We start from the raw sequence: 19,778 nt of genomic DNA on the forward strand, positions 1-19,778 counted from the left end.
TGACCGGGTTGGTGGATGACTCCTAGCCTTGTCCGTGTGCCGCCATAGAGCGGACCGGGAGGGTATTATGACCAATGCGATCGAGAGCGAGGAACTGACTCGGGTCGGGCCGGGCACGCCGATGGGCGAGCTGATGCGGCAGTATTGGATACCGGCGGCGATGTCGTCCGAGGTTGCCCTGAAGGGCGATCCACTGCGGCTGATGCTGCTGGGGGAGAAGCTGATCGCGTTCCGTGACAGCAGCGGACGGGTTGGCGTGATGGATCATCGGTGTCCGCATCGCTGTGCGTCTCTGTTCTTTGGCCGTAATGAAGACGGCGGGATACGGTGTGTGTACCATGGCTGGCAGTTCGATGCGGACGGGCAGTGTGTCGACATGCCCAATTTGCCGGCGGATCAGGATTTCAAGCAGAAGGTTCGGGCGAAGGCGTATCGCGTGGTGGAGCGGGCCGGGTTGATCTGGGTTTACATGGGCACTCGGGCCGAGGCGCCGCCGATGCCGGAGATCGAGGCGACGCTGCTGGATGCGGCGGATGTGCGCTTGATGTTTGCTCAGCGGGAGTGCAACTGGCTGCAGGCGCTGGAGGGGGACATCGATACCTCGCATTTCGGGTTCCTGCATGCGGGCAGTATCCGGCCAGAGGAGGTCGGGGACGATAATATGTTGAAGTATCAGGTGGGAAACCGGGCGCCTTCTTACCAGGTGGCGGATACGGATTGGGGGACGATGTATAGCGCGTACCGGCCGGCGGAGGAGGGCAAGACGTATTGGCGGTTCGCGCATTTTGGTTTTCCGTTCTGGACGTGGGTGCCTCAGGGGGACATTACGGACCGGGTGCAGGCGCGGGCTTGGGTGCCGATGGACGATACGCACACGATGTTTATTAGTTTGACTTGGAAGAACATGGCCAAGCCGTTGCCGTTGAAGAACGGACAGTTGATCCCGGGGCAGACGGCGCTGATCGATTATCAGCCGGCGAGCACCGATTGGTATGGGCGGTGGCGTCCGGTGGCGAATGCGGCGAACGATTATCAGATTGATCGGGAGGCTCAGCGTAACGATGTGATCTATACGGGGATTACCATGATCCATATGCAGGACCAGGCGATCACCGAGAGCATGGGGTCGATCGTAGATCATGGGTTCGAGCACCTGGCACCGAGCGACCAGATGATTACGCGGACTCGGCGGCGGTTGTTGCTGGCGGCTCGGGCGTTGCGCGACCAGGGGGTGGTGCCGCCGGGGGTGGATGCGCCGGAGGTGTACGCCCGGGCACGCAGCGGGGAGTGCGTGATGCCGGGGGATGACTGGCAGGCGGTTTATGAGGCGCGGTTGAAGGATGTGGTGCGGCCGTTGGCGTTGCGGGATGCGGCGGAGTAGGGGGATGCGTGGCTGATCTGTCGGGATTTGTGATTACGGGGCGGTTGCAGCTTTATTCGTTGCTGATAGTTAATGGAGTGCAGGTGTCGATCTTGCTGACAGCGATATTGATCGCCCTGTTGATTTGCGTACCTCGCGTCGTGGCTGCTGACTCTGGGGCAATCCCGCCACAAGCCGGCTCGACATTTCGCGACTGTCCCAACTGTCCCGAGATGGTGGTCATTCCCGCAGGTGAGTTCCTGATGGGCTCGTTATCGGCGGAAACGGAGCGTGATCTTGCCGCCGTAAGTTTTTTTGAAAGTTTCATGGCGAAGAAACATATGTCAGCCGAGCATCCGCAGCATTTGGTGCGCATTGGTCGCCCGTTTGCATTGGGAAAATACCCTGTGACCCGCGTTGAATTTGCCACCTTCGTCCGGGATACTGGCTATATCGCTACGGGGGGATGCACCTTCTTCGACAATCATCGATACCGAATCAACCCCGAGGGTGGGTGGGACAACCCCGGTTTTCCCCAGACGAATCGTGACCCTGTGGTCTGTGTCAGCTGGCAGGATGCTCAGGCTTATATCACTTGGTTGAATGATAAGCTTCGGACCAACAGGACGCAACGCGAAGAGGGAAAATATCGTCTGCCTACAGAGGCAGAATGGGAATACGGGGCCAGAGCAAACCAACAAACGCCGCGCTGGTGGGGTGACGAAATTGGGCGGGGCAACGCCGATTGCGATGGGTGTGGAAGCCTATGGGACGAGAAAGGAACGGCCCCGGTCGACAGCTTCCACGCCAACCAGTTCGGGCTTTACGACGTCCTGGGGACCGCGTGGGAGTGGACGGAAGACTGTTGGAATACAGACTACAAAGTCGCCCCATCCGACGGTAGTGCTTGGACCGTCGGAGATTGCTCCGAGCGCGTAATGCGTGGCGGCGATTGGTCCAGCAGTTCTTGGGTTTTGCGTTCCGCAAATCGTAGCGAAATGGACATGACTGTCCCGACAAATTATATCGGATTCAGAGTTGCCAAAACGATTTATTGATTGGGTAGGCGCGGCTTGCTTGGGGCGGACTGTTGGGTCTGGTCGCCAAGGCGATGAGTGGAAATAGCAGAGTCACGTGGGCCGGTAACTGCGCCCCCATCGTAATCGTGGGCGAACGCCGCCATCCGCGGCTCGCGGTAATTGTCTCGACAAAAGGCGTGGATGGTGGCCCTTCGGCCACCATGACGATGGGGTGGCGACCATGCTCCCCTTGGCAACTTTGATGAGGCGTTCGGACTACCTCACGTAGCGGCGGCTGAGGATCCGCAGATGGTTCTTGAAATGCGGCCGCAGGCGATCGGTCCATTGTGACGAAGCGGCGGTTTTCCAGGCCTCGCCCATCGCGACCTCGGGTTCTTTCAGATGATACAAAGCCAAGTGGCGATGGGTACCTTTCGGGTCGTGGAAGCGGCGAGCGGAAAGGACGCCGGCCACGGCGGATAAAGCGGGGATGTGTTCGTTGTCATACCATTCGTTGAATTCGGCTTCGTGCTCCGGCGCGACGTTCATGGCGTTCACCAGCAGGCCGCCGGCGTTGGCGGGGCTGTCGGCTTCGCCGGGCAGGGTCTGTTCGCCGTCGAAGCGGATCAGGCGGGTGCACATCGGGCCGACGCGTTTGGACCAGACGGACAGGTTTTCGTAGGCGATGGCTTTGTACGGCTCGCTTTGCAGCACCGACAGGCTGGCCAGGTCGTAGCTGGCGACGGCGTGTTTCGGGTTGGCGACGCTGATCCAGCGCTCGCACAGGCCGAAGCCCGGGACGCGGCGGCGTTCCGGCACATGCTCCAGGTCGTACCAGTCGTGGAATTCGTCCTCGTGGGCGTTGGTGTAGTCGAATGCCACCAGCAGGATGCCTTTGGCCATTGTCCCCTCCGTGATCAGGTTGCGATTTGGTCGAGCTCTCGTCCGGCATGATCGGGCGTAAACCACCAGACGCCAAGAGCCATGCAGGCCATCGCCACTGGGATCAGCAAAAATGCGGCGGCGAAAGAGCCGGTGTGCTGTTGCAGTCCCACCGCGAGGAACGGCCACAGGACGAAGCCGAACAGCCAGGCGACGGACCAGGAAAAGCCGTTGCCGACGCCGCGGATGCGGGTGGGATAGACCTCGGCGGTCAGGATCATGCTGGGGGCCCAGAAGCCGAGGAAGCCGATGCCCCACAGCAGGCCGTAGATCCACAACTCGGTATCGGTTTTGGCGAACACCCACAGAGTGATGAAGACGGCGCCCTCGGCCAGCATCACGTAGAAGGCGGGGCGGCGGCCGAAGCGGTCGGAAATCCAGCCGGAGGCGAGCAGGCCGAGGAAGCCGATCAGGCCCCACCAGATGTAGAATTTTCCATACATCGCTGTGGACCAGTGGCGTTCGTGCGAAAGGTACAGCGGCATCCAGTTGCCGACCGTGCCGTAGATGGTGGTGGAACAGCAGGCGATGAAGGTGGCCACGCCGGTGTTGCGGCGCATGTCGGGCAGGAATAGCTGGCTGATCGGGATGCGCCTGGCTTTGGCGGCCCATTCCCGGTCGGCGGGCGACAGCAGCATGCCCTCGGACTTTGCTCGAGTGATGCGCGCCTTGCGGTCCTGCATGCGGACCCAGTAGGGGGATTCCGGGCATTTTGCTCGGACATAGACGGCGATCACGGAGACGACGGCAGGGACCATGAAGGCGAAGCGCCAGCCGAAGCCGGCGATGACATAGGTGGCGATGGCGCCGGCGAGGGCGGCGCCGAAGCACCAGGTGCCGCGGCTGATGCCGACGATGCGGCCGCGTAAGTGGGCGGGCCAGGTTTCGGCCACAAGCATCGATCCCAGCGACCACTCGCCGTTCAGGGCGAAGTTGACGATGCAGCGGACGGCCACGAAGGCCGCCCATGTCGTGGTGAGCGCCAGCACCGGCATCATCAGCGAGAACAGCGCGATGTTGAGCGCCAGCAAGGTGCGCCGTCCGTAACGGTCGGCGAGCCAGGGCCAGACGAACATGCCCAGGATGCCGACCAGCAGGGCGATTTGCAGGCCCGACCGGTAGTCGGGGACGCTGAGGCCGAATTCCTTGATCAGCAGAGGCGAGGCCAGCGCCATGATCACGCCGTCCATGCCGTCGAAGCCCCAGCCGAGACCATTGGCGACGGCGATGTGCCAGTGCGTCGATGTGACGCGGGTTTGGTCGGAGGCGGCGCGGAAGGCCGCCGACTGGCGATAACGTTCTTCAAGCGACCCGATCTCGACGGGTTCGTTGCCGGTATCGACGATGGCACTCATGGTCCTGGTGCTCCGTTTCTTCCCGGTCACCAGTAGGCACGTAGCGCGTGGATCAGTCCAGCCCGAGGAACCTGGCGATGCCGGCGGTGGCGTCCACCTGGGCGGGTTCGACGAAGCGGCCGGGCTCCACCACGCGGCGGCCGACGGGGTAGGCGTGCGGCAGATGCGGCAGCGACCACAGCTCGACCTGGGGCTGTTTGGCGTTGGGCCACATCTGGTGGCGCACGCCGTTGCGGGTCTGTTCGGCGACCTCCGGGGCGGTGAGGCCGTGCAGCGCGCGCCATTGTGTGGCGAGGAGGGCGGCGTTGCCGGGTGCGACGGTGGTGTCGGCCTGGCCGTGCCAGATCGACAGGCGGGGCCAGGGGCCGCCGAACTCCGGCGGCGCGGCGGTGCGGGCTAGGGTGGCCCAGTGTTCGGGGCTTTGGTCGGGGCTGGGGGAGGCCATGCGCATAAGCGCCTCCATGGTCGAGCGGGCGGCGCCGACGGGCAGGCCGGCCACCGCGGCGCCGGCGGCGAACAGGTCGGGGTAGGCGGCCAGCAGGGCGGCGGCCATGGCGGCGCCGGCGGACAGGCCGACGACGAAGACCCGGGTGGGGTCGCTGCCGAAGCGGGCGATGGCGGCCCGGGTCATCTCGGCGATGGAGCCGGCTTCACCGGAGTCTCGGGTGGTGTCCTTGGGGTGGAACCACTGGAAGCAGCGGCCGGCGTGGTTGGCGCTGGCTTGTTCGGGCAGGATCAGCGGGAAGCGATGGCGGTCGGCGCGCTCGATCCAGCCGGAATCGGCGGCGAAGGTGGCGGCGTCCTGGCCGCAGCCGTGCAGCAGGACCACCAGCGGGGCGCCTTGGATCGTGGGCGGGACGTAGGCGCGCATCCGAAGATGGCCGGGGTTGTCGCCGAAGCCCTGGAAATCGACCATCCGGCTGGGGCGTGCAAGCGGAGGCGGGTCGATTCGTGGGGTGTTCAGTTGGGTTTTGGCGATCCGGGTGGCCAGCTTGATGCCGGTGCGGAGTGCCTTGAAATTACGGGACCATTTCATGTGGTGGGCGGTCTTTCAATGGGTCTGGGCTTAGATGGATGATGGATATGTTGCATTGCAGCATAAAATCAACCGAGGCTGCCGGTGTCATCTGGGTGGTCTGCCGCGCGTTTGCGCCTACACTGGCGTGGATTAACCGCTGACATCCGAGTCGCTCGATCATGTTGCATGTGACCAAACTGGCCGTCGGCGTGCGAGACACCGACCATCTGCGCGAACTGCAGGCCGAACGCATGCTGACGCATCCTCGGCTGCGCCATCGCACGCGCAATTTCCCGCGGCGGCGGCTGGAGATCATCGATGGCGGGTCGATGTACTGGGTGATCGCCGGGACGATGATGGCCAGGCAGCGTATCGTCGATATCGTCGAGGATGAACGGGACGACCGGACGCCGTGCACCAGCTTTATCCTCGATCCGGAGTTGGTGGTGTTGGCGGGGCGGCCGACGCGGGCGTTCCAGGGGTGGCGGTATCTCGATGCGGATGCCGCGCCGCCGGATATGCCGGCGTTCGGGGCGATCCTGGGGTTGGAGAGTTTGCCGGCGGCGCTGCGCCACGAGTTGCGGGCGCTGTGCCTGCTTTGAGGATGCCGGCGTCGGGAATGGCGGCCGATCCTGGGGTGGAAGGCAAAGGATTTTAACGCAGATGAACGCTGATTTCCGGAGGCGTGATTTTGCGAGCGGCGGATTGGCGGGTACCGATTGATCCGTGCCGGATGGTCGCGCGGGGGCTTTGATCTGCATTCATTCCTGCTCATCTGCCTTCGTCTGCGTTAAAATTCTTCGCGGTTGATCGGCCTGCCGCAGTCGTCAGAGATGGAGACTCAATACCCACACTTTGCAGCATGGGATGCGGCAACGTCGTGGGTGGCCGGAATACGCCCGGCCGTGATGGGTGGGCCGAAGCCGGTTAGGTCAAACAATTCCCTGCCCACCGCTTATCCTGATTCTTATGGGGACCCGCCCGCCCTGACCCGACTCGATTGTTTCGGCTTGGAGCCCTTGGTCTGTTGGCTGTTTTGGCCGCCGCGCGGCGCTTCGAAATGTCATCAAAACTAAGTGCGATACGTCCGGAGGTTGGTTGCGCCGGCCTGGGGGACGGTGCAGAAGCGGGCTGATATGACGCATGTTCACGTGATCGGCGCGGGCCTGTCCGGCCTCTCGGCGGCTCTGTCGCTGACCGCGGCGGGCCGGACCGTGACCGTACACGAGGCGGGTTCGGCGGCGGGTGGGCGTTGCCGGTCGTATTTCGACAAGGAACTTGGTCTGCGTATCGACAACGGTAACCACTTGCTGTTGTCGGGCAACCGTGCGGCACGGGCGTATATTGCCGAAGTGGGGGCCGAAAACGCGTTCGAGACAGCGAAGCGGGCGGTTTTTCCGTTCATGGACCTGAAGACCGGGGAACGCTGGTCGGTGCGTCCGAACAGCGGGCGGATTCCCTGGTGGGTGCTGACGGCGGGGCGCCGGGTGCCGGAAACACGGTTGTCCGACTATCTGGGCATGGCTCGGATCGTGCGTATCCGGGACGACACGCCGGTGGCCGACAGCATGCGGCGCGGACGTCTGTATTGGCGCCTGCTGGAGCCGATCGCGGTGGCCGCGCTGAACACCAGTTCGCAGGAGGGATTGGCCCGGCTGCTGGGGGCGGTGATGCGGGAGACGCTGCTGCGCGGGGGCAAAGCGTGCCGGGCGATGCTGCCGAAGGAAGGGTTGTCGGAGGGGTTGATCCATCCGGCCGTCGCAACGTTGCAGGGTCGGGGGGCCGAGGTCCGGCTCAACAGTCGGATCGCGGACATGACGATCGAGGGCGGCCGGATCACGGCGCTGCGCGGGCCGGAGGGGGTGATCGCCGTGGGTCCGGACGATGCGGTGGTGCTGGCGGTGCCGCCGTGGGTCGCGGCGGACCTGCTGCCGGGGCTAATCGCGCCAGACGCGTTCGAAGCGATCCTGAACATCCACTACCGTTATGCGGCTGATCCCGGCGGGCCGCTGGGGAAAACGGGGTTCATCGGCCTGACGTCCGGCACTGCGGAATGGCTGTTCAAGAAGCCGGGGCATGTTTCGGTCACCATCAGCGCCGCGAACAACATGGTTGACGATGCCGCCCGGGCGATCGCCTCCCTGGTGTGGCCGAATGTCGTGGACGCGCTGGGGTTGCCGGCCAGTGCCAAGGAAACCTTGCCGGCCTATCGCGTGGTAAAGGAAAAGCGGGCCACGTTCACCGCCACGGCTCGGCAGGAGGTCCGGCGGCCCGCGGGCCGGACGGCGCATGCCAGCAACCTGGCTCTGGCGGGGGATTGGACGGATACCGGCTTGCCCGCCACGATCGAGGGCGCCATAAGGTCGGGCCGTTCCGCCGCGGACGTCGTTCTCACGCTTTGACCGCAAGGATATGATGGGTTTGGATTCGATCTCCGCCCCGGTTCCCGGGGACGCGATCACCCTGCCGGTTCCTGATGACTCCGCGTTGCTGGACTCGGTAAACCGAGCGGCCGACGCGTTGATGCGGCGTCGGCAACCGGATGGGCATTTCGTTTTCGAATTGGAAGCGGATGCTACAATTCCCGCCGAATACGTACTGCTAGAGCACTTCCTGGCCCGCATTGACCCGGATCTGGAGGCTCGAATCGGCATCTATCTGCGCGCGACCCAAGGCGAACACGGCGGCTGGCCGCTGTTCCATGATGGGGTGTTCAACATCTCGGCCAGCGTGAAGGCATATTTCGCGCTGAAGGCGATCGGCGACGATCCGGATGCGCCGCATATGCGCCGCGCGCGGGAGGCGATCCTGGCGGCGGGCGGGGCGGAACGGACGAATGTGTTCACGCGGGCGCAGTTGGCGCTGTTCGGCGCGGTGCCGTGGCGTGCGGTGCCGGTGATGCCGCTGCAGATCATGCATCTGCCGCTGTGGTTTCCGTTCCATCTGTCGAAGGTGTCGTACTGGTCGCGCACGGTGATGGTGCCGCTGCTGGTGCTGATGGCGCTGCGGCCGAAGGCGCGCAATCCGCGTGGGGTCGGCATTTCGGAGCTTTTCCGTACGCCGCCGGATCAGGTGAGCGACTGGATCCGGGGGCCGTACCGCTCCGGCTGGGGGCGCTTCTTCAAGGGGATCGATGCGGCGTTGCGGGTGGCCGTGCCGCTGTTGCCGAAGACGACGCGGCAGAGTGCGATCGGCAAAGCGGTGGCCTTCGTCACCGAACGGCTGAACGGCGAGGACGGGCTGGGCGGGATCTACCCGGCGATGGCAAACAGCGTGATGATGTTCGACACACTGGGCTACGCGCCCGATCATCCGGATGCCGCCATCGCGTGGCGGGCGGTGCGCAAGCTGCTGGTGATCGAGGCGGATCGGGCGTACTGCCAGCCCTGCCTGTCTCCGGTGTGGGATACTGGCCTGGCCGGGCATGCCCTGGCGGAAGCTGGGGTGGCGACAGACGCGGAGTGCGCGTGGCTGCGGCCGTTGCAGATCACCGATGTCGTGGGCGACTGGGCGGTACGGCGCCCCGATTTGCGTCCTGGCGGCTGGGCGTTCCAGTACAACAATCCGCATTATCCTGATGTAGACGACACGGCGGTGGTCGGGCTGCTGCTGCACCGGAACGGCGATCCAACCCATGTCGAGGCGATCGAGCGGGCTCGGGAGTGGGTGATCGGGATGCAGGCGTCCGATGGTGGCTGGGGCGCGTTCGAGCCGGAAAACACGCACGGGTACCTGAATCATATTCCGTTCGCGGATCATGGCGCGCTGCTGGACCCGCCGACCGCGGATGTCAGCGCGCGCTGTGTGTCGTTCCTGGCGCAGATCGGTATGCCGGCCGAGGATCCGGTGATGGTGCGGGCGTTGGCGTATCTGCGGCGGGAGCAGGAGGCGGACGGAAGCTGGTTTGGCCGGTGGGGCACCAACTATATCTATGGCACGTGGTCGGTGCTGTGTGCGCTAAATGCGGCCGGGGTGGCGCATGACGACCCGGCGATGGTGCGAGCGATGGATTGGCTGCTGTCCGTCCAGCGGCCGGATGGCGGCTGGGGTGAGGACGAGGAGAGCTACGGGGAGGCGCCGCACGGACGGTACAAGGAAAGCACACCGAGCCAGACGGCGTGGGCGTTGCTGGGGCTGATGGCGGCGGGGGCGGCGGATCATTCCGCCACAGCGCGTGGGATCGCCTTTCTGGCCGGGACGCAGAAATCGGATGGCGAGTGGGATGAGACGCCTTACACGGCGGTCGGTTTCCCGCGGGTGTTCTACTTGCGCTACCACGGCTACAAGCTATATTTCCCGCTGCTGGCAATCGCCCGCTACCGCAATCTACGTCGGGGAAATGCTCATCGCGTCGAGGTGGGATTTTGAGAACCAGCACCGGGTCGAGACCGGGGTTTGTTGTTGGGCTGACGGCTGAGGCCCGGGTCGCGGAGCGGTTCGGCTATCCCGTGGTGGTTGGCGGTGGCACGCCGGAAGGTGCGGCCGACGCGGCATACCAATTGGTCGAAGAAGGGGTGAATGCGCTGGTGAGCTTCGGCTTTGCTGGCGGTCTGGATCCGGCGTTGCGGCCGGGGTCGGTGATCATTCCTTCCGCCATCCTGTCCGAAGGGCATCTGTATGCGGCGGAGCCGACGCTGGCCGACCGGTTCGGTGGGCTGACCGGGCACCGCCTGGTGGCCGGGACGCTGGCCGCGACGGATGTGAGCACCAAGCGCCAGTTGCACGCCGAGACCCGGGCGCATGCGATCGATTTGGAAAGCGGCAGTGTGGCGCGCGTTGCCCTGGCGCATGGATTGCCGTTTGTCGTCGTGCGGGCGATTTCGGACGCGGCGGACCGGGATTTGCCGCCGGCCGCGTTGCTGGCGGTGGATCGGTGGGGCCGCATCGACCTGAGGCGTGTGCTGGCATCGCTGCTTCGGCAGCCCAGGCAGTTGCCGGGGCTGTTGGGTTTGGCGTTGGACGCCGCCCGCGCCCGCCGAGCGCTGGTCGGGCTGACGGCGCTGCGGCTATCCGGCCGGCAACACCAGCCGGCGTGACGCGCCGAACCGCTCAGGGCGCTATTTCGCGGCTGGTGCATAGCTCATGGCCTCGTGAGCGGGTTGCCAGTCGGCCTCGTCGCCGGCGGTTACTTTCGGGCGCCTGAACGACGTCGCGGTATCGAACCAGTCTCGCTTACCGTTGATGGTGGTGCTGTACTCCTCGTTGAGGATGCGCCCGTCCTCCATGTGAATGATCCGATCGGCGAATGGCAGAGCGCGCGGGTCGTGGGTGACCACCAGAACGCCCCGGTTGGTGTCCCTGGCGATGCGGGACAGAAGCAGCATGACCGCGTGGCCGTTTTCGCTGTCCAGCGCGCCGGTCGGCTCGTCCGCCAGGATGGCGGAGGCGTCGCCCACGATGGCTCGGGCGATCGCGACACGCTGCTGCTCGCCGCCGCTAAGTTGGCGGGGGAATGCATTGATCTTGTGCGACAGGCCCACGGTCGCCAGCACGTCCTTTGCCTTGGCGAGGGCTGTTCCGGCGGGTTCGCCGCGCACATCCAGCGCCAGCCGGACGTTGTCCAGGGCCGAGAGGGTCGGCAGCAGGTGATAGTTCTGGAAGATGAACCCGATATGGTCGCGACGCAGTTCGGCCAACTGACCCGGCGGGGCGCCGGCGATCGAGCGGCCGAGGATGCGAACTTCGCCTGAGGTCGGCGTCAGCATGCACCCGAGGATGGAGAGCAGGGTCGTCTTGCCGCTGCCGGACGGTCCCATCAGCAGGGTCAGCTCACCGCCGGTGAGGGCCAGGCTGACGCCGTTCAGGGCGCGCACCTGGCTAGCCCCGGCGCCGAGGGTCTTGGTGATGTCGGTTGCTTCGATAACGGGTGCGGTCATTGTCTGAATACTCGCGCTGGGTCGATGCGGACGACCTGCACCACGGCGGCGACGGAGGAGGTGACGCACATGAGGACCGTGAGCAGGAAGAGGCCGCCGGTCAGTTCCGGGGTCATGACAATCGGCAATGCCGTCCTGGCGGTCATCCCGACAACGATAAGACCGATGCCGGCGGCAACGGCGAAGCCGATCACGGCGCTGAGCACCGCCTGGGAGATGATGATTTTGTTGATGTAAAGATTGGATGAGCCGATAGCGCGCAGCGTGGCGAATTCATTCAGGTGATCCTTGGTGCTGGAATACAAGGTTTGCGCGATGATGACGGTGCCGACGATGGCGCCCAGCAGCGCGCCGGCAAACAGCGCGGCGCCAGCGCCGGTGCCGAACAGCCAAAAGTTGCGGCTACGGTTGCGGAATTCGTCGGGCGTCAGGACCTCAACCTTCGACAGTTTCGTCTGCAACTGGTTGCGGACGGCGGCGATATCGGTGTTGGGCGCGAGATTCACCAGCAGATAGGAGACCTTGCCGGGCGGGGTGCCCATGTAGGCCTGCGCCCGGGCGAGCGGGGCGAAGACGTAGGGGGTGGTGGTGAAGGAGCGGATGCCGTCGGTGATCTCTGAGATCCGGGCCTTCTGGCCTCGGATTTCAGTGGTGTCGCCGAGTTTGGTGATGCCGAGGCGTCCGAAATAGGTGGCGTCGACGGCGACGGCGTTGGGGGATGAGAGGGAGGCGGTATCGCCTTGGGTGACATTCCAGGGATGCAGTCCGGCGCCGCTTTCATCGGAACCGATGACGAAAACCGGTGTCGTGCCGCCGTTTGGCACTGTCCATTCGGAAAATCCGATCATCACCGGCGTGGCCTGGCTGACACCCGGGACCGCCAGGGCCTTTGTCCGGTCCTGTGCATCGAGCAGCGAGGGGTCCTCGAAGCATTTGGTTCCAAACGGAACTATCCAGAGGTCGGCGGGCGCATGATCGATCATTGTGGTGACCATGCGCTCGAAGCTGAGGAACAGGCCCATCTGGATGTTGACGAGAACGATGGAGAAGACGATCCCGACGATGGTCGCGATGAAGCGCAGCCTGTCCTGCAGGAGATTCCGCGATGCGATCTTGATGATCAGCGACGTGGACATGGTGGGGCGCGCTTTCATATTGCGACGGCACCTTGTTCGGCGGGCCGTGTGTCGTTTTCAGGGCGACGTGTTGCCTGACGCGGTGGCAGCGTTGCTGTCAGCGAACGCCGTTCCGACCCCAGCAGTAACGAACCGAACGGGATGAAACGCATGGCGGCGGTGGTTGCCCAGGCGAGGAGCAGGGTGCCGGCGAGGACGATCATGGCCTTGGCGAGGGCGAACAGCGCCACGCCCAGCAGGGCGTATTGCAGCCAAACGACGAAGACGTAATGGAACAGATACATGCCGAAGGATTTGCCGGCGAGGTTGTTCAATATCGGCGACGGCCTGGTGGCGAAGCGCAGGCAGGCCCCCATCACGAAGAAACCACCGCTGGCGCAGGCCAGGACGAACGCGATGTCGACGGCGACGTTCAGGAGGAGTGGATGGGAGGCGGCGTCGATCATCGCCAGGCCGGAAAGGCCCATCCAGAGGATCTGGAAGCCCACGGCGAGACCCAGCCAGGTGGCCCAGGAGCGGGCCAGTTTGCCGTCGGGGGCGAGCAGGCCGCGTTCCAGCCCGTAGGCACCCACGGCGAGACCGGCGAGGTAATAGACCACGTAGTGCAATGGCCGGCAGAACTGGACGGCCAATATGCCGTGATTGGACCAGTTCATCGGCGTAAAGATCATCGCCATGGGGACGTAAACGATGGCGGAGGCGGCGGTCAGCCCGATGAAGAAGTGGCTGGGATGTGTTTTGGCGGATGCCGTGCGGCGGCCGAGGAAGGTGACGAAGCGGGGTGCGATGCGATACAGGGCCGCGGTGATGACGGTCAGCGCCAGAAGTTGCCACAGGAACCACATCGGGCCGTTGGGCACGAACGGCAGTGCCCGGTAATGCTGCCAGTAGGCGGCGAGGCTGGGATCGGCGGCGGTGACCCGGTAGGCGGGGTAGAGCGCGATCGGCATGAGGACGACCAAGGCGAACACGTATGGTATGCCCAGCCTGGTGAACCGTTCGATGAGGAACTTCAGCGATCCCTTGCGGGAGAGGCTCGACCAGGTGAACAAAGCCGACAGGAAAAACATCAACGTCATCAAGTAGACGTCCTGCCAGGCACAGAATATGTCGAATCCGGACCAGCGATGGCTGTCGACAATGGGGAATGCCCGCCATTCGAACGGTGATTTGTCAAATGGAAACGGCTTGGGACCCAGGAAGCCGAGATAGGCCAGGAAAGAATGGAAAGCGAGGACGGTGACGATGACCATGCCTCGCATATTATTGAGAGCCAGACTGCATTTAGCCCGAGCGTCACTGCTGGTTGCGCTGTCGATGGTGGGCGTCGGCCGGGCCGGCGCGACGGGATCACGATCTGTTGCGGTCCTGGTCCGGAACTGCGGGACCGTGCGCGCCATCTCCGGCATGGTAGCGTGGGGGCGATTGGCGAAAACGAGCGATCGCGCGATCGAGAGGGATCGTTCTATGACCATGACGGCACCGGAAAACGCGTGTCCCGGCCTGAGGCTGTGCCGGCGAAATCGCTGGAGGCCGCCGAGCGATCGAGGCCGTGTCTTGTTGCTGCCGGCAAAGCGTCGTGGGAGCCCTGATCGAGCACGCGGAACCGGTCGTCGGTCATAGGCAATCCTTTTCGCATCGTAAGAGCGTAACGCATATCTTGGGACGACGTTGCCGAATGAGTATCGGAATCATCTATTAGGGAAATTATTTGCCGGTAGTTTTGGCGTTACCTACCGATTTCATCGGCTTAGGTGCTGTTTTTGCTGGATCTGGTGAGTTGCAATCCCGGGTTTCACTTAGTTGTTTGTTGTAAAGTTAATGAATCGCGCGAAAGTGACTGTGCGATGACGGTGACTGCTGTTTGTCCTGTTGCCGGGATCGTGATGTCTGGACTTTTCTTAAGGCCCGAGCGCACGATGGAAGGCAACCGCCGCTATCCGGGGAGAGTTTCAGCATCAGGCGTTGTACGCATGCTCGGTTTTCGCCGGTCCTGGAACGGGATCGGGTCGTTCTTTTGCCCGGAATGCATGGAGAGGCCATTTCACGATGTTTCGGAAGCCGTTCGGATGGACGATCGCGTTGGCCGGATTGACCGCGGCGGTGCTTGCCGGTTTCTCCGTTCTCGCCGCGACCGGGCCGACGGACCCGCCTGGCCAGCCGGCTGAGGCGTGCGCGAAATCGACCGGATCGTTCAAGCAACTCGCGATGATCGACAACGAAACCGACGGGAGCTTCCAGTGCCTGGGCGTGTTGCTGGATGGTGGTGCGATCAAGGCAATCCGCGTGGAGACGCATCGTTTCGCCTCGGCGGCGCGGCGCAAGGAGACCGAACAGGTGAAGGTCGAGGAATTCTCGCAGGCTGTCATCGAAAGCAGTCGCGGTGCGGTCCTGGACGGTGTTCCCGGGCATGACGCGATCATCTTGCGGGGCCATTTCTCCGACGCGTCTGACCGGTTGCAGCTTGTGACCACGTTCCTCTACAACGGCTTTACCAGCGAATACCGCAGTTGCCAGATGACGCTGGACCATACGCCGGGCGCGGGCTGGCATTTGGTCAACGGGCGGGACCAGACCATCTCCCACATCATGGTCAAGACGCGGGAAATTCCTTTGATTGGCACGTTTGGCATTGCCAATCTGGAGGGAGCCTGCACCTAGTGTCCTGCCCCAGAAGTTCGTCGCATTCTGCGACGGATTTCTGGGATCGGCAGGCCACTGAACACAAAGAGCTTTGTTTGATCGCATGATTCACGCGCTCTGGACGTTCCGCCCAGCGCGATCATGCTCTAGTGACGTGCATCCCGGCTGGTGCCTGGCGCGGTCGGCTGGTCCGGCTCCTGGCCCGCGCCGGCGTCCAGCCTGGCGAGGCTGACCTTGCTGCCGTCGGACAGGCGGGATGCGCCCTCGGTCACCACGGCCTGTCCCCCGTTCAACCCGGCGGCGACGATCGAACCCTGCTCGTCTTCGTATCCGACGGTCACCAGCCGGCGGGTCGCGGTGTCGTGGTCGATCACGAAAACATAGGGGCCGTGCGGGCCGCGCTGGATCGCCGCCGGCGGCACGACCACCGCACCCTTGGCGATGTCGGTGCGCAACCGGATGCTGACGAAGCCGCCGGGCCAGAGGCGATGCCGGGCATTGGGGAAGACCGCCTTCAGCTTGATCGTGCCGGTGGTGGAATCAACCTGGTTGTCCAGCACCGTCAGCGTGCCGGTGTCCAGCAATCTGGATGCGCCGCCGGTGGCGTCCTGGGCCAGCGCCAGGACCTGTGGGGTGCCGTCGGCCATCGCCTTCGCCACCGTGGGCAGGGCCTGCTGCGGCAGGGTGAACAGCACCGCGATCGGTTCAAGCTGCGTGATGACCACCATGCCGGTGGTGTCGGCCGCGTGGACGATGTTGCCGGGATCGACCTGTCTGATGCCGGTGCGGCCGTCGATCGGCGAGACGATGGTGGTGTAGCTCAGTTGCGTTCGCGCGGTGTCGATTTGCGCCTGGTCCTGCTGCACCAGGGCCTCAAACTGCGCGACCTGGGCCTTGGCGGTATCCGCCTGCTGTGCCGAGGTATAGTTGTTCGCCACCAGCTTCTGGTAACGGGCCAGGTCCAAACGGGCGTTGGCGAGTTGCGCCTGATCCTGCGCCTTCTTGGCGATGGCGCTATCCAGCGCCGCCTGATACGTGCGCGGGTCGATCTGCGCCAGCACGTCGCCTTTGTGGACGTCCTGGCCCTCCTTGAAGTTCACGCTCAGCAGCGGACCATCGACCATCACCTTCATCGTGACGGTGTAGAACGCCTGCACGGTGCCCAGCCCGTCTTGATAGATCGGCACGTCCTTCGTCGCCGCGGCGACGGTCAGCACGGGGATCGGCTGGCCGGCCGTGGCGTCGCGCTTGTTGGCTGCCGGGGGAACGGCGGGGAAAAACCAGATCGCGTAGACGATGGCGGCGACGGCCAGCAGGCACAGCGCTATCATGCCCCAGCGGCGCGGTTTGGACCTTGTTTGGAGGGGTTCGCGGGTCAGGGCATCCATGCGGGGGCGCTTTCCAATGCCGCCTGGCGATGCTGGTCCGGTTGCAGAGACGTTGCTCTCATCATTATCGCTGAGCCTGTCTCGGCTATCCGCGTTTCGCCGGCCGATGCGAAGATGGCCGGGACACGCCCGGCCATGACGGATCGGCCAGGACCGGCCATGACGGATCGACCGGGACCGGCGATGACGGATCGACCGGGACCGGCGATGACGGATCGACCGGGACCGGCGATGACGGATCGGCCAGGACCGGCCATGACGGATCGGCCAGGACCGGCCATGACGGATCGACCGGGACCGGCGATGACGGATCGACCGGGACCGGCGATGACGGATCGGCTAGGACCGGCGATGACGGATCGACCGGGACCGGCGATGACGGATCGACCGGGACCGGCGGTGACGGATCGACCGGGACCGGCGATGACGGATCGACCGGGACCGGTCATGACGGATCGACCGGGAAATGCGTCTCTCACTTGACATTCCCTCCTACCGGCAGCGCCATGCCGCCAGGGACCATACCGGGGGCCAGGCCGGGGAATTGGTCGGTCACCGAACGATCCGGTTCCGTCCAACCTCCACCGAGAGCCTTGTATAGAGTCAGCAACGCCTGCGCACGTGCCAAGCGAACCTGGACCAACGTATCTTCAGCACTAAAAAGGGTAGTCTCCGCCGTCAGCACGGTGGTGATATCGACCGTTCCCGCCTCCATCTGCGCCCGCGCGATCGTCGCCGCCCGCCGAGCGGTCTCGACAGCGACGGCCTGCAGCCGCTCCTGTTCGGTGGCGTAGCGCCAGGCGGTCAGTGCGGTGTCGACATCGGTGAACGCCTGCACCACCGCTTTACGATAGTCCGCCAGCAGTTCATCGTACCGCCCCTTCGCCAGATCGAGTTGCCCGCGCAGCGTGCCGCCGTCGAAAATCGGCAGCGTCAGGCCCTCGGCCACCGAAGCGAGTGCCCCGCCCGGCGTCACCAGCCGGTTCAGCGCCGGCGCCTGATAGCCGGCGCTGGCGGTCAGCTGGATGCTGGGAAAGAACGCGGCCCGAGCCACGGTGATGCTGAAATTCTGCGCCACAAGCTGGGCCTCGGCCAAGGCGACGTCGGGGCGGCGCGCCAGCAGTTCCGAGGGCAGGCCGGGTGCGACCGGCGGCAGCGCGAGTGTGGTCAAGGTGCCGGGTGTGACGGCGATGCGCTCCGGCGGCTGACCCGTCAGGATGCCGAGGGCGATGACCTGCTGGTCCAACTGGCTGGCAAAGTTGGGGATGGTGGCGCGTACGCCGGCGACCAGGGATTCCTGCTGGGCGATGTCCAACTGGTTGGCGGTGCCGGCGTCGAAGCGGCCTTTTATCACCGCGAGGGTGTGCTCCGAGTCCGCCAGGTTGCCGCGCGCCACGGCCAGACGGTCGGCCAGCGACAAAGCGGTGAACCAGGTGTTGGCGACGTTGGTGACGACTGTCAGCGCCACCGTCTGCTGATCGAACCGGCTGAACATCGCGGACGCCACCGCCGACTGACGGGCGGCTCGGTTTTTGCCCCAGAAATCCAGCTCGTAGCTGGCGCTGAGGCCGGTGCTGTAGCTGTGGAAATCGAAGCCGGCGTTGCTTACCAGCGTGCTGCCGGTGTTGATGCCTTCATGCTGCCAGGACGCGCCGGCGTTGCCGCCGATATTGGGCAGCAGCGACGCGCCGGCGATGCGGACCTGGGCATCCGCCTGCCGGACCCGGGCGATCGCGGCGGCGATGTCGAAGTTGCGGGTGCGGGCGGCCTGGATCAGCGCGTTCAGTTCCGGCGACCGGAAGCCCTGCCACCAGACGGTGGACGGCCACGCGGCCGCTTCGGTTGCCGCGGTTGCCCGGTAGGCCTGGGGCAGGTCGAGCGCCGGGCGTTGGTAGTCGTGCCCGACGTCGCACGCCGCCACGACGGCGACGGCGGCGGCCAGGGCGAACAGGGTCGGCGCGCGGCGGCTTTGCAATGGATGGGCACCCGGGTTCGTCTTGCCCCGGCCCCGGGGATCGGTGGGCCAGGGATTCCGGGTGCCTCTGTAACGGTGGTGTGTCCGCCGGGCGAGTCCCGGGTGACGCGCTATGGCACGCAGGTGGACAGCTGCATCGCGGATGAATGGCGACCGATACGTTGCCTGAAGCCATCCCGGGCAGGGGGCGGCTTCCCACTTATCAGCCTGTACGCCGCTTTCCGTGGCGGAAGACGGCCTTGCACCATCTCTCGGTATATGCAAAACGCCCCGCATACTGGAATCAATTCCAACGGGGAGACGTCCGGGGGTGACAGACACCATCCTGGAGACAGACGGCCTGACGCGTGAATTCGGCGGCTTCGTTGCTGTCGATGGCGTTTCGCTGCGTGTTGAAGCAGGGACTATCCACGCGTTGATCGGCCCCAACGGCGCCGGCAAGACGACGTGTTTCAACCTGCTGACCGCTTTCCTACCGCCCTCACGCGGCAAGATCAAATTCAAGGGCCGCGACATCACCGGCATGAAGCCGGCCATGGTTGCTCGGCTGGGCCTGGTCCGCAGCTTCCAGATTTCCGCCGTGTTCCCGCATCTGACCGCGCTGGAAAACGTCCGGCTGGCGTTGCAGCGGTCCCGTGGCGCGAGCTACGACTTCTGGCGGTCCGAAAGCTCGCTGAAGGTCTTCGACGAACGGGCCCGCGAACTGCTGTCCGACGTCGGCCTGTCCGGTTTTGCCCAAACCGTGGTTGCCGACCTGCCCTACGGCCTGAAGCGCGCGCTGGAGATCGCCACCACCCTGGCGTTGGACCCCGAGATGCTGCTGCTGGACGAACCCACCGCCGGCATGGCGCATGGCGACGTGGACCGGATCGTCGAGCTGATCAAGCGCATCCGCAAGGGCCGCACCATACTGATGGTGGAACATAATCTTTCGGTTGTGGAAGGCCTTTGCGATACGATCACTGTGTTGACCCGAGGCAAGGTCCTGGCCGAGGGCACCTACGACACGGTGTCGAAGAACCCCGAAGTGATCGCCGCCTATCTGGGAACCGTCGATGCTTGAACT

16 protein-coding genes are annotated in these 19,778 nt (G+C 64.6%); 8 read left to right on the forward strand and 8 right to left on the reverse strand.

Annotated elements, in window-relative coordinates:
* Positions 1-67 precede the first annotated feature (67 nt).
* The gene (locus tag GSQ89_RS15065; protein ID WP_158926543.1) at positions 68-1,381 is read left to right on the forward strand and encodes a Rieske 2Fe-2S domain-containing protein; all 1,314 of its coding nucleotides are present in this window, start codon (positions 68-70) and stop codon (positions 1,379-1,381) included.
* Positions 1,382-1,389: 8 nt separating this feature from the next.
* Positions 1,390-2,418, forward strand: a complete 1,029-nt coding sequence (locus GSQ89_RS15070) for a formylglycine-generating enzyme family protein (protein ID WP_254073218.1) — start codon at positions 1,390-1,392, stop codon at positions 2,416-2,418.
* Positions 2,419-2,655: 237 nt separating this feature from the next.
* Here the strand turns inward: GSQ89_RS15070 and GSQ89_RS15075 are convergent, their stop codons facing one another.
* The 3 genes from GSQ89_RS15075 to GSQ89_RS15085 are packed head-to-tail and all read right to left on the reverse strand — an operon-like array spanning position 2,656 to position 5,712.
* Positions 2,656-3,282 (reverse strand): DUF4286 family protein, encoded by a 627-nt coding sequence (locus GSQ89_RS15075; protein WP_158926545.1) that lies wholly within the window; start codon positions 3,280-3,282, stop codon positions 2,656-2,658.
* A gap of 14 nt (positions 3,283-3,296) precedes the next feature.
* On the reverse strand, positions 3,297-4,676 hold the full coding sequence (locus GSQ89_RS15080; protein WP_158926547.1) for an MFS transporter: 1,380 nt from the start codon (positions 4,674-4,676) through the stop codon (positions 3,297-3,299).
* A gap of 52 nt (positions 4,677-4,728) precedes the next feature.
* Entirely contained in the window at positions 4,729-5,712 is a 984-nt protein-coding gene (locus GSQ89_RS15085) for a PHB depolymerase family esterase (RefSeq protein WP_158926549.1), read from the reverse strand.
* 161 nt (positions 5,713-5,873) lie between these two features.
* Here GSQ89_RS15085 and GSQ89_RS15090 point away from each other — a divergent pair, with 161 nt between their 5' ends.
* The 4 genes from GSQ89_RS15090 (at position 5,874) to GSQ89_RS15105 (ending at position 10,730) form a co-directional block, all read left to right on the forward strand.
* A complete protein-coding gene (locus tag GSQ89_RS15090) occupies positions 5,874-6,296 on the forward strand; it encodes a DUF1489 family protein (RefSeq protein ID WP_158926551.1) in 423 nt (140 codons plus the stop codon).
* 534 nt (positions 6,297-6,830) lie between these two features.
* Positions 6,831-8,096, forward strand: coding sequence for a hydroxysqualene dehydroxylase HpnE (gene hpnE, locus GSQ89_RS15095; protein ID WP_158926553.1), 1,266 nt, complete (start codon positions 6,831-6,833; stop codon positions 8,094-8,096).
* A gap of 28 nt (positions 8,097-8,124) precedes the next feature.
* Positions 8,125-10,062 carry a squalene--hopene cyclase gene (gene shc, locus GSQ89_RS15100; RefSeq protein WP_371734257.1) on the forward strand — a complete coding sequence of 646 codons (1,938 nt, stop codon included), beginning with the start codon at positions 8,125-8,127 and terminating at the stop codon, positions 10,060-10,062.
* Complete coding sequence (locus GSQ89_RS15105; RefSeq protein WP_158926557.1) at positions 10,059-10,730, forward strand: hypothetical protein; 672 nt, start codon at positions 10,059-10,061, stop codon at positions 10,728-10,730. The genes shc and GSQ89_RS15105 overlap by 4 nt, the downstream gene beginning before the upstream one ends.
* Positions 10,731-10,751: 21 nt before the next feature.
* Here GSQ89_RS15105 and GSQ89_RS15110 read toward each other — a convergent pair whose 3' ends face one another.
* The 3 genes from GSQ89_RS15110 to GSQ89_RS15120 are packed head-to-tail and all read right to left on the reverse strand — an operon-like array spanning position 10,752 to position 14,181.
* Positions 10,752-11,570: an ABC transporter ATP-binding protein gene (locus tag GSQ89_RS15110; protein WP_158926559.1), complete on the reverse strand. Its 819-nt coding sequence runs from the start codon at positions 11,568-11,570 to the stop codon at positions 10,752-10,754.
* Complete coding sequence (locus GSQ89_RS15115; protein ID WP_216856179.1) at positions 11,567-12,724, reverse strand: ABC transporter permease; 1,158 nt, start codon at positions 12,722-12,724, stop codon at positions 11,567-11,569. The genes GSQ89_RS15110 and GSQ89_RS15115 overlap by 4 nt, the downstream gene beginning before the upstream one ends.
* The gene (locus tag GSQ89_RS15120) at positions 12,721-14,181 is read right to left on the reverse strand and encodes an acyltransferase (RefSeq protein WP_371734252.1); all 1,461 of its coding nucleotides are present in this window, start codon (positions 14,179-14,181) and stop codon (positions 12,721-12,723) included. Before GSQ89_RS15120 ends, GSQ89_RS15115 begins: the two co-directional genes overlap by 4 nt.
* Before the next feature lie 574 nt (positions 14,182-14,755).
* Here GSQ89_RS15120 and GSQ89_RS15125 point away from each other — a divergent pair.
* Positions 14,756-15,367: a hypothetical protein gene (locus GSQ89_RS15125; RefSeq protein ID WP_158926562.1), complete on the forward strand. Its 612-nt coding sequence runs from the start codon at positions 14,756-14,758 to the stop codon at positions 15,365-15,367.
* A gap of 128 nt (positions 15,368-15,495) precedes the next feature.
* Here GSQ89_RS15125 and GSQ89_RS15130 read toward each other — a convergent pair whose 3' ends face one another.
* A complete protein-coding gene (locus GSQ89_RS15130) occupies positions 15,496-16,737 on the reverse strand; it encodes an efflux RND transporter periplasmic adaptor subunit (protein WP_254073219.1) in 1,242 nt (413 codons plus the stop codon).
* Between the two features lie 475 nt (positions 16,738-17,212).
* Positions 17,213-18,712: an efflux transporter outer membrane subunit gene (locus tag GSQ89_RS15140; RefSeq protein ID WP_158926566.1), complete on the reverse strand. Its 1,500-nt coding sequence runs from the start codon at positions 18,710-18,712 to the stop codon at positions 17,213-17,215.
* A 310-nt stretch (positions 18,713-19,022) separates the two neighbouring features.
* Between GSQ89_RS15140 and GSQ89_RS15145 the strand changes: the two genes are divergently transcribed.
* Positions 19,023-19,775 (forward strand): ABC transporter ATP-binding protein, encoded by a 753-nt coding sequence (locus GSQ89_RS15145; RefSeq protein WP_158926568.1) that lies wholly within the window; start codon positions 19,023-19,025, stop codon positions 19,773-19,775.
* Positions 19,776-19,778: the final 3 nt, after the last annotated feature.

The sequence above is a fragment of the Acidisphaera sp. S103 genome, from assembly GCF_009765975.1.
Classification (GTDB): domain Bacteria; phylum Pseudomonadota; class Alphaproteobacteria; order Acetobacterales; family Acetobacteraceae; genus Rhodopila.

Bases quoted from the DNA above. Each gene is read 5' to 3' on its own strand.
- GSQ89_RS15065 (WP_158926543.1), top strand. From the start codon at position 68: ATGACCAATGCGATCGAGAGCGAGGAACTGACTCGGGTCGGGCCGGGC.
- GSQ89_RS15075 (WP_158926545.1), bottom strand. From the start codon at position 3,282: ATGGCCAAAGGCATCCTGCTGGTGGCATTCGACTACACCAACGCCCAC.
- GSQ89_RS15080 (WP_158926547.1), bottom strand. From the start codon at position 4,676: ATGAGTGCCATCGTCGATACCGGCAACGAACCCGTCGAGATCGGGTCG.
- GSQ89_RS15085 (WP_158926549.1), bottom strand. From the start codon at position 5,712: ATGAAATGGTCCCGTAATTTCAAGGCACTCCGCACCGGCATCAAGCTG.
- GSQ89_RS15090 (WP_158926551.1), top strand. From the start codon at position 5,874: ATGTTGCATGTGACCAAACTGGCCGTCGGCGTGCGAGACACCGACCAT.
- hpnE (WP_158926553.1), top strand. From the start codon at position 6,831: ATGACGCATGTTCACGTGATCGGCGCGGGCCTGTCCGGCCTCTCGGCG.
- GSQ89_RS15110 (WP_158926559.1), bottom strand. From the start codon at position 11,570: ATGACCGCACCCGTTATCGAAGCAACCGACATCACCAAGACCCTCGGC.
- GSQ89_RS15115 (WP_216856179.1), bottom strand. From the start codon at position 12,724: ATGAAAGCGCGCCCCACCATGTCCACGTCGCTGATCATCAAGATCGCA.
- GSQ89_RS15120 (WP_371734252.1), bottom strand. From the start codon at position 14,181: ATGGTCATAGAACGATCCCTCTCGATCGCGCGATCGCTCGTTTTCGCC.
- GSQ89_RS15125 (WP_158926562.1), top strand. From the start codon at position 14,756: ATGTTTCGGAAGCCGTTCGGATGGACGATCGCGTTGGCCGGATTGACC.
- GSQ89_RS15130 (WP_254073219.1), bottom strand. From the start codon at position 16,737: ATGGATGCCCTGACCCGCGAACCCCTCCAAACAAGGTCCAAACCGCGC.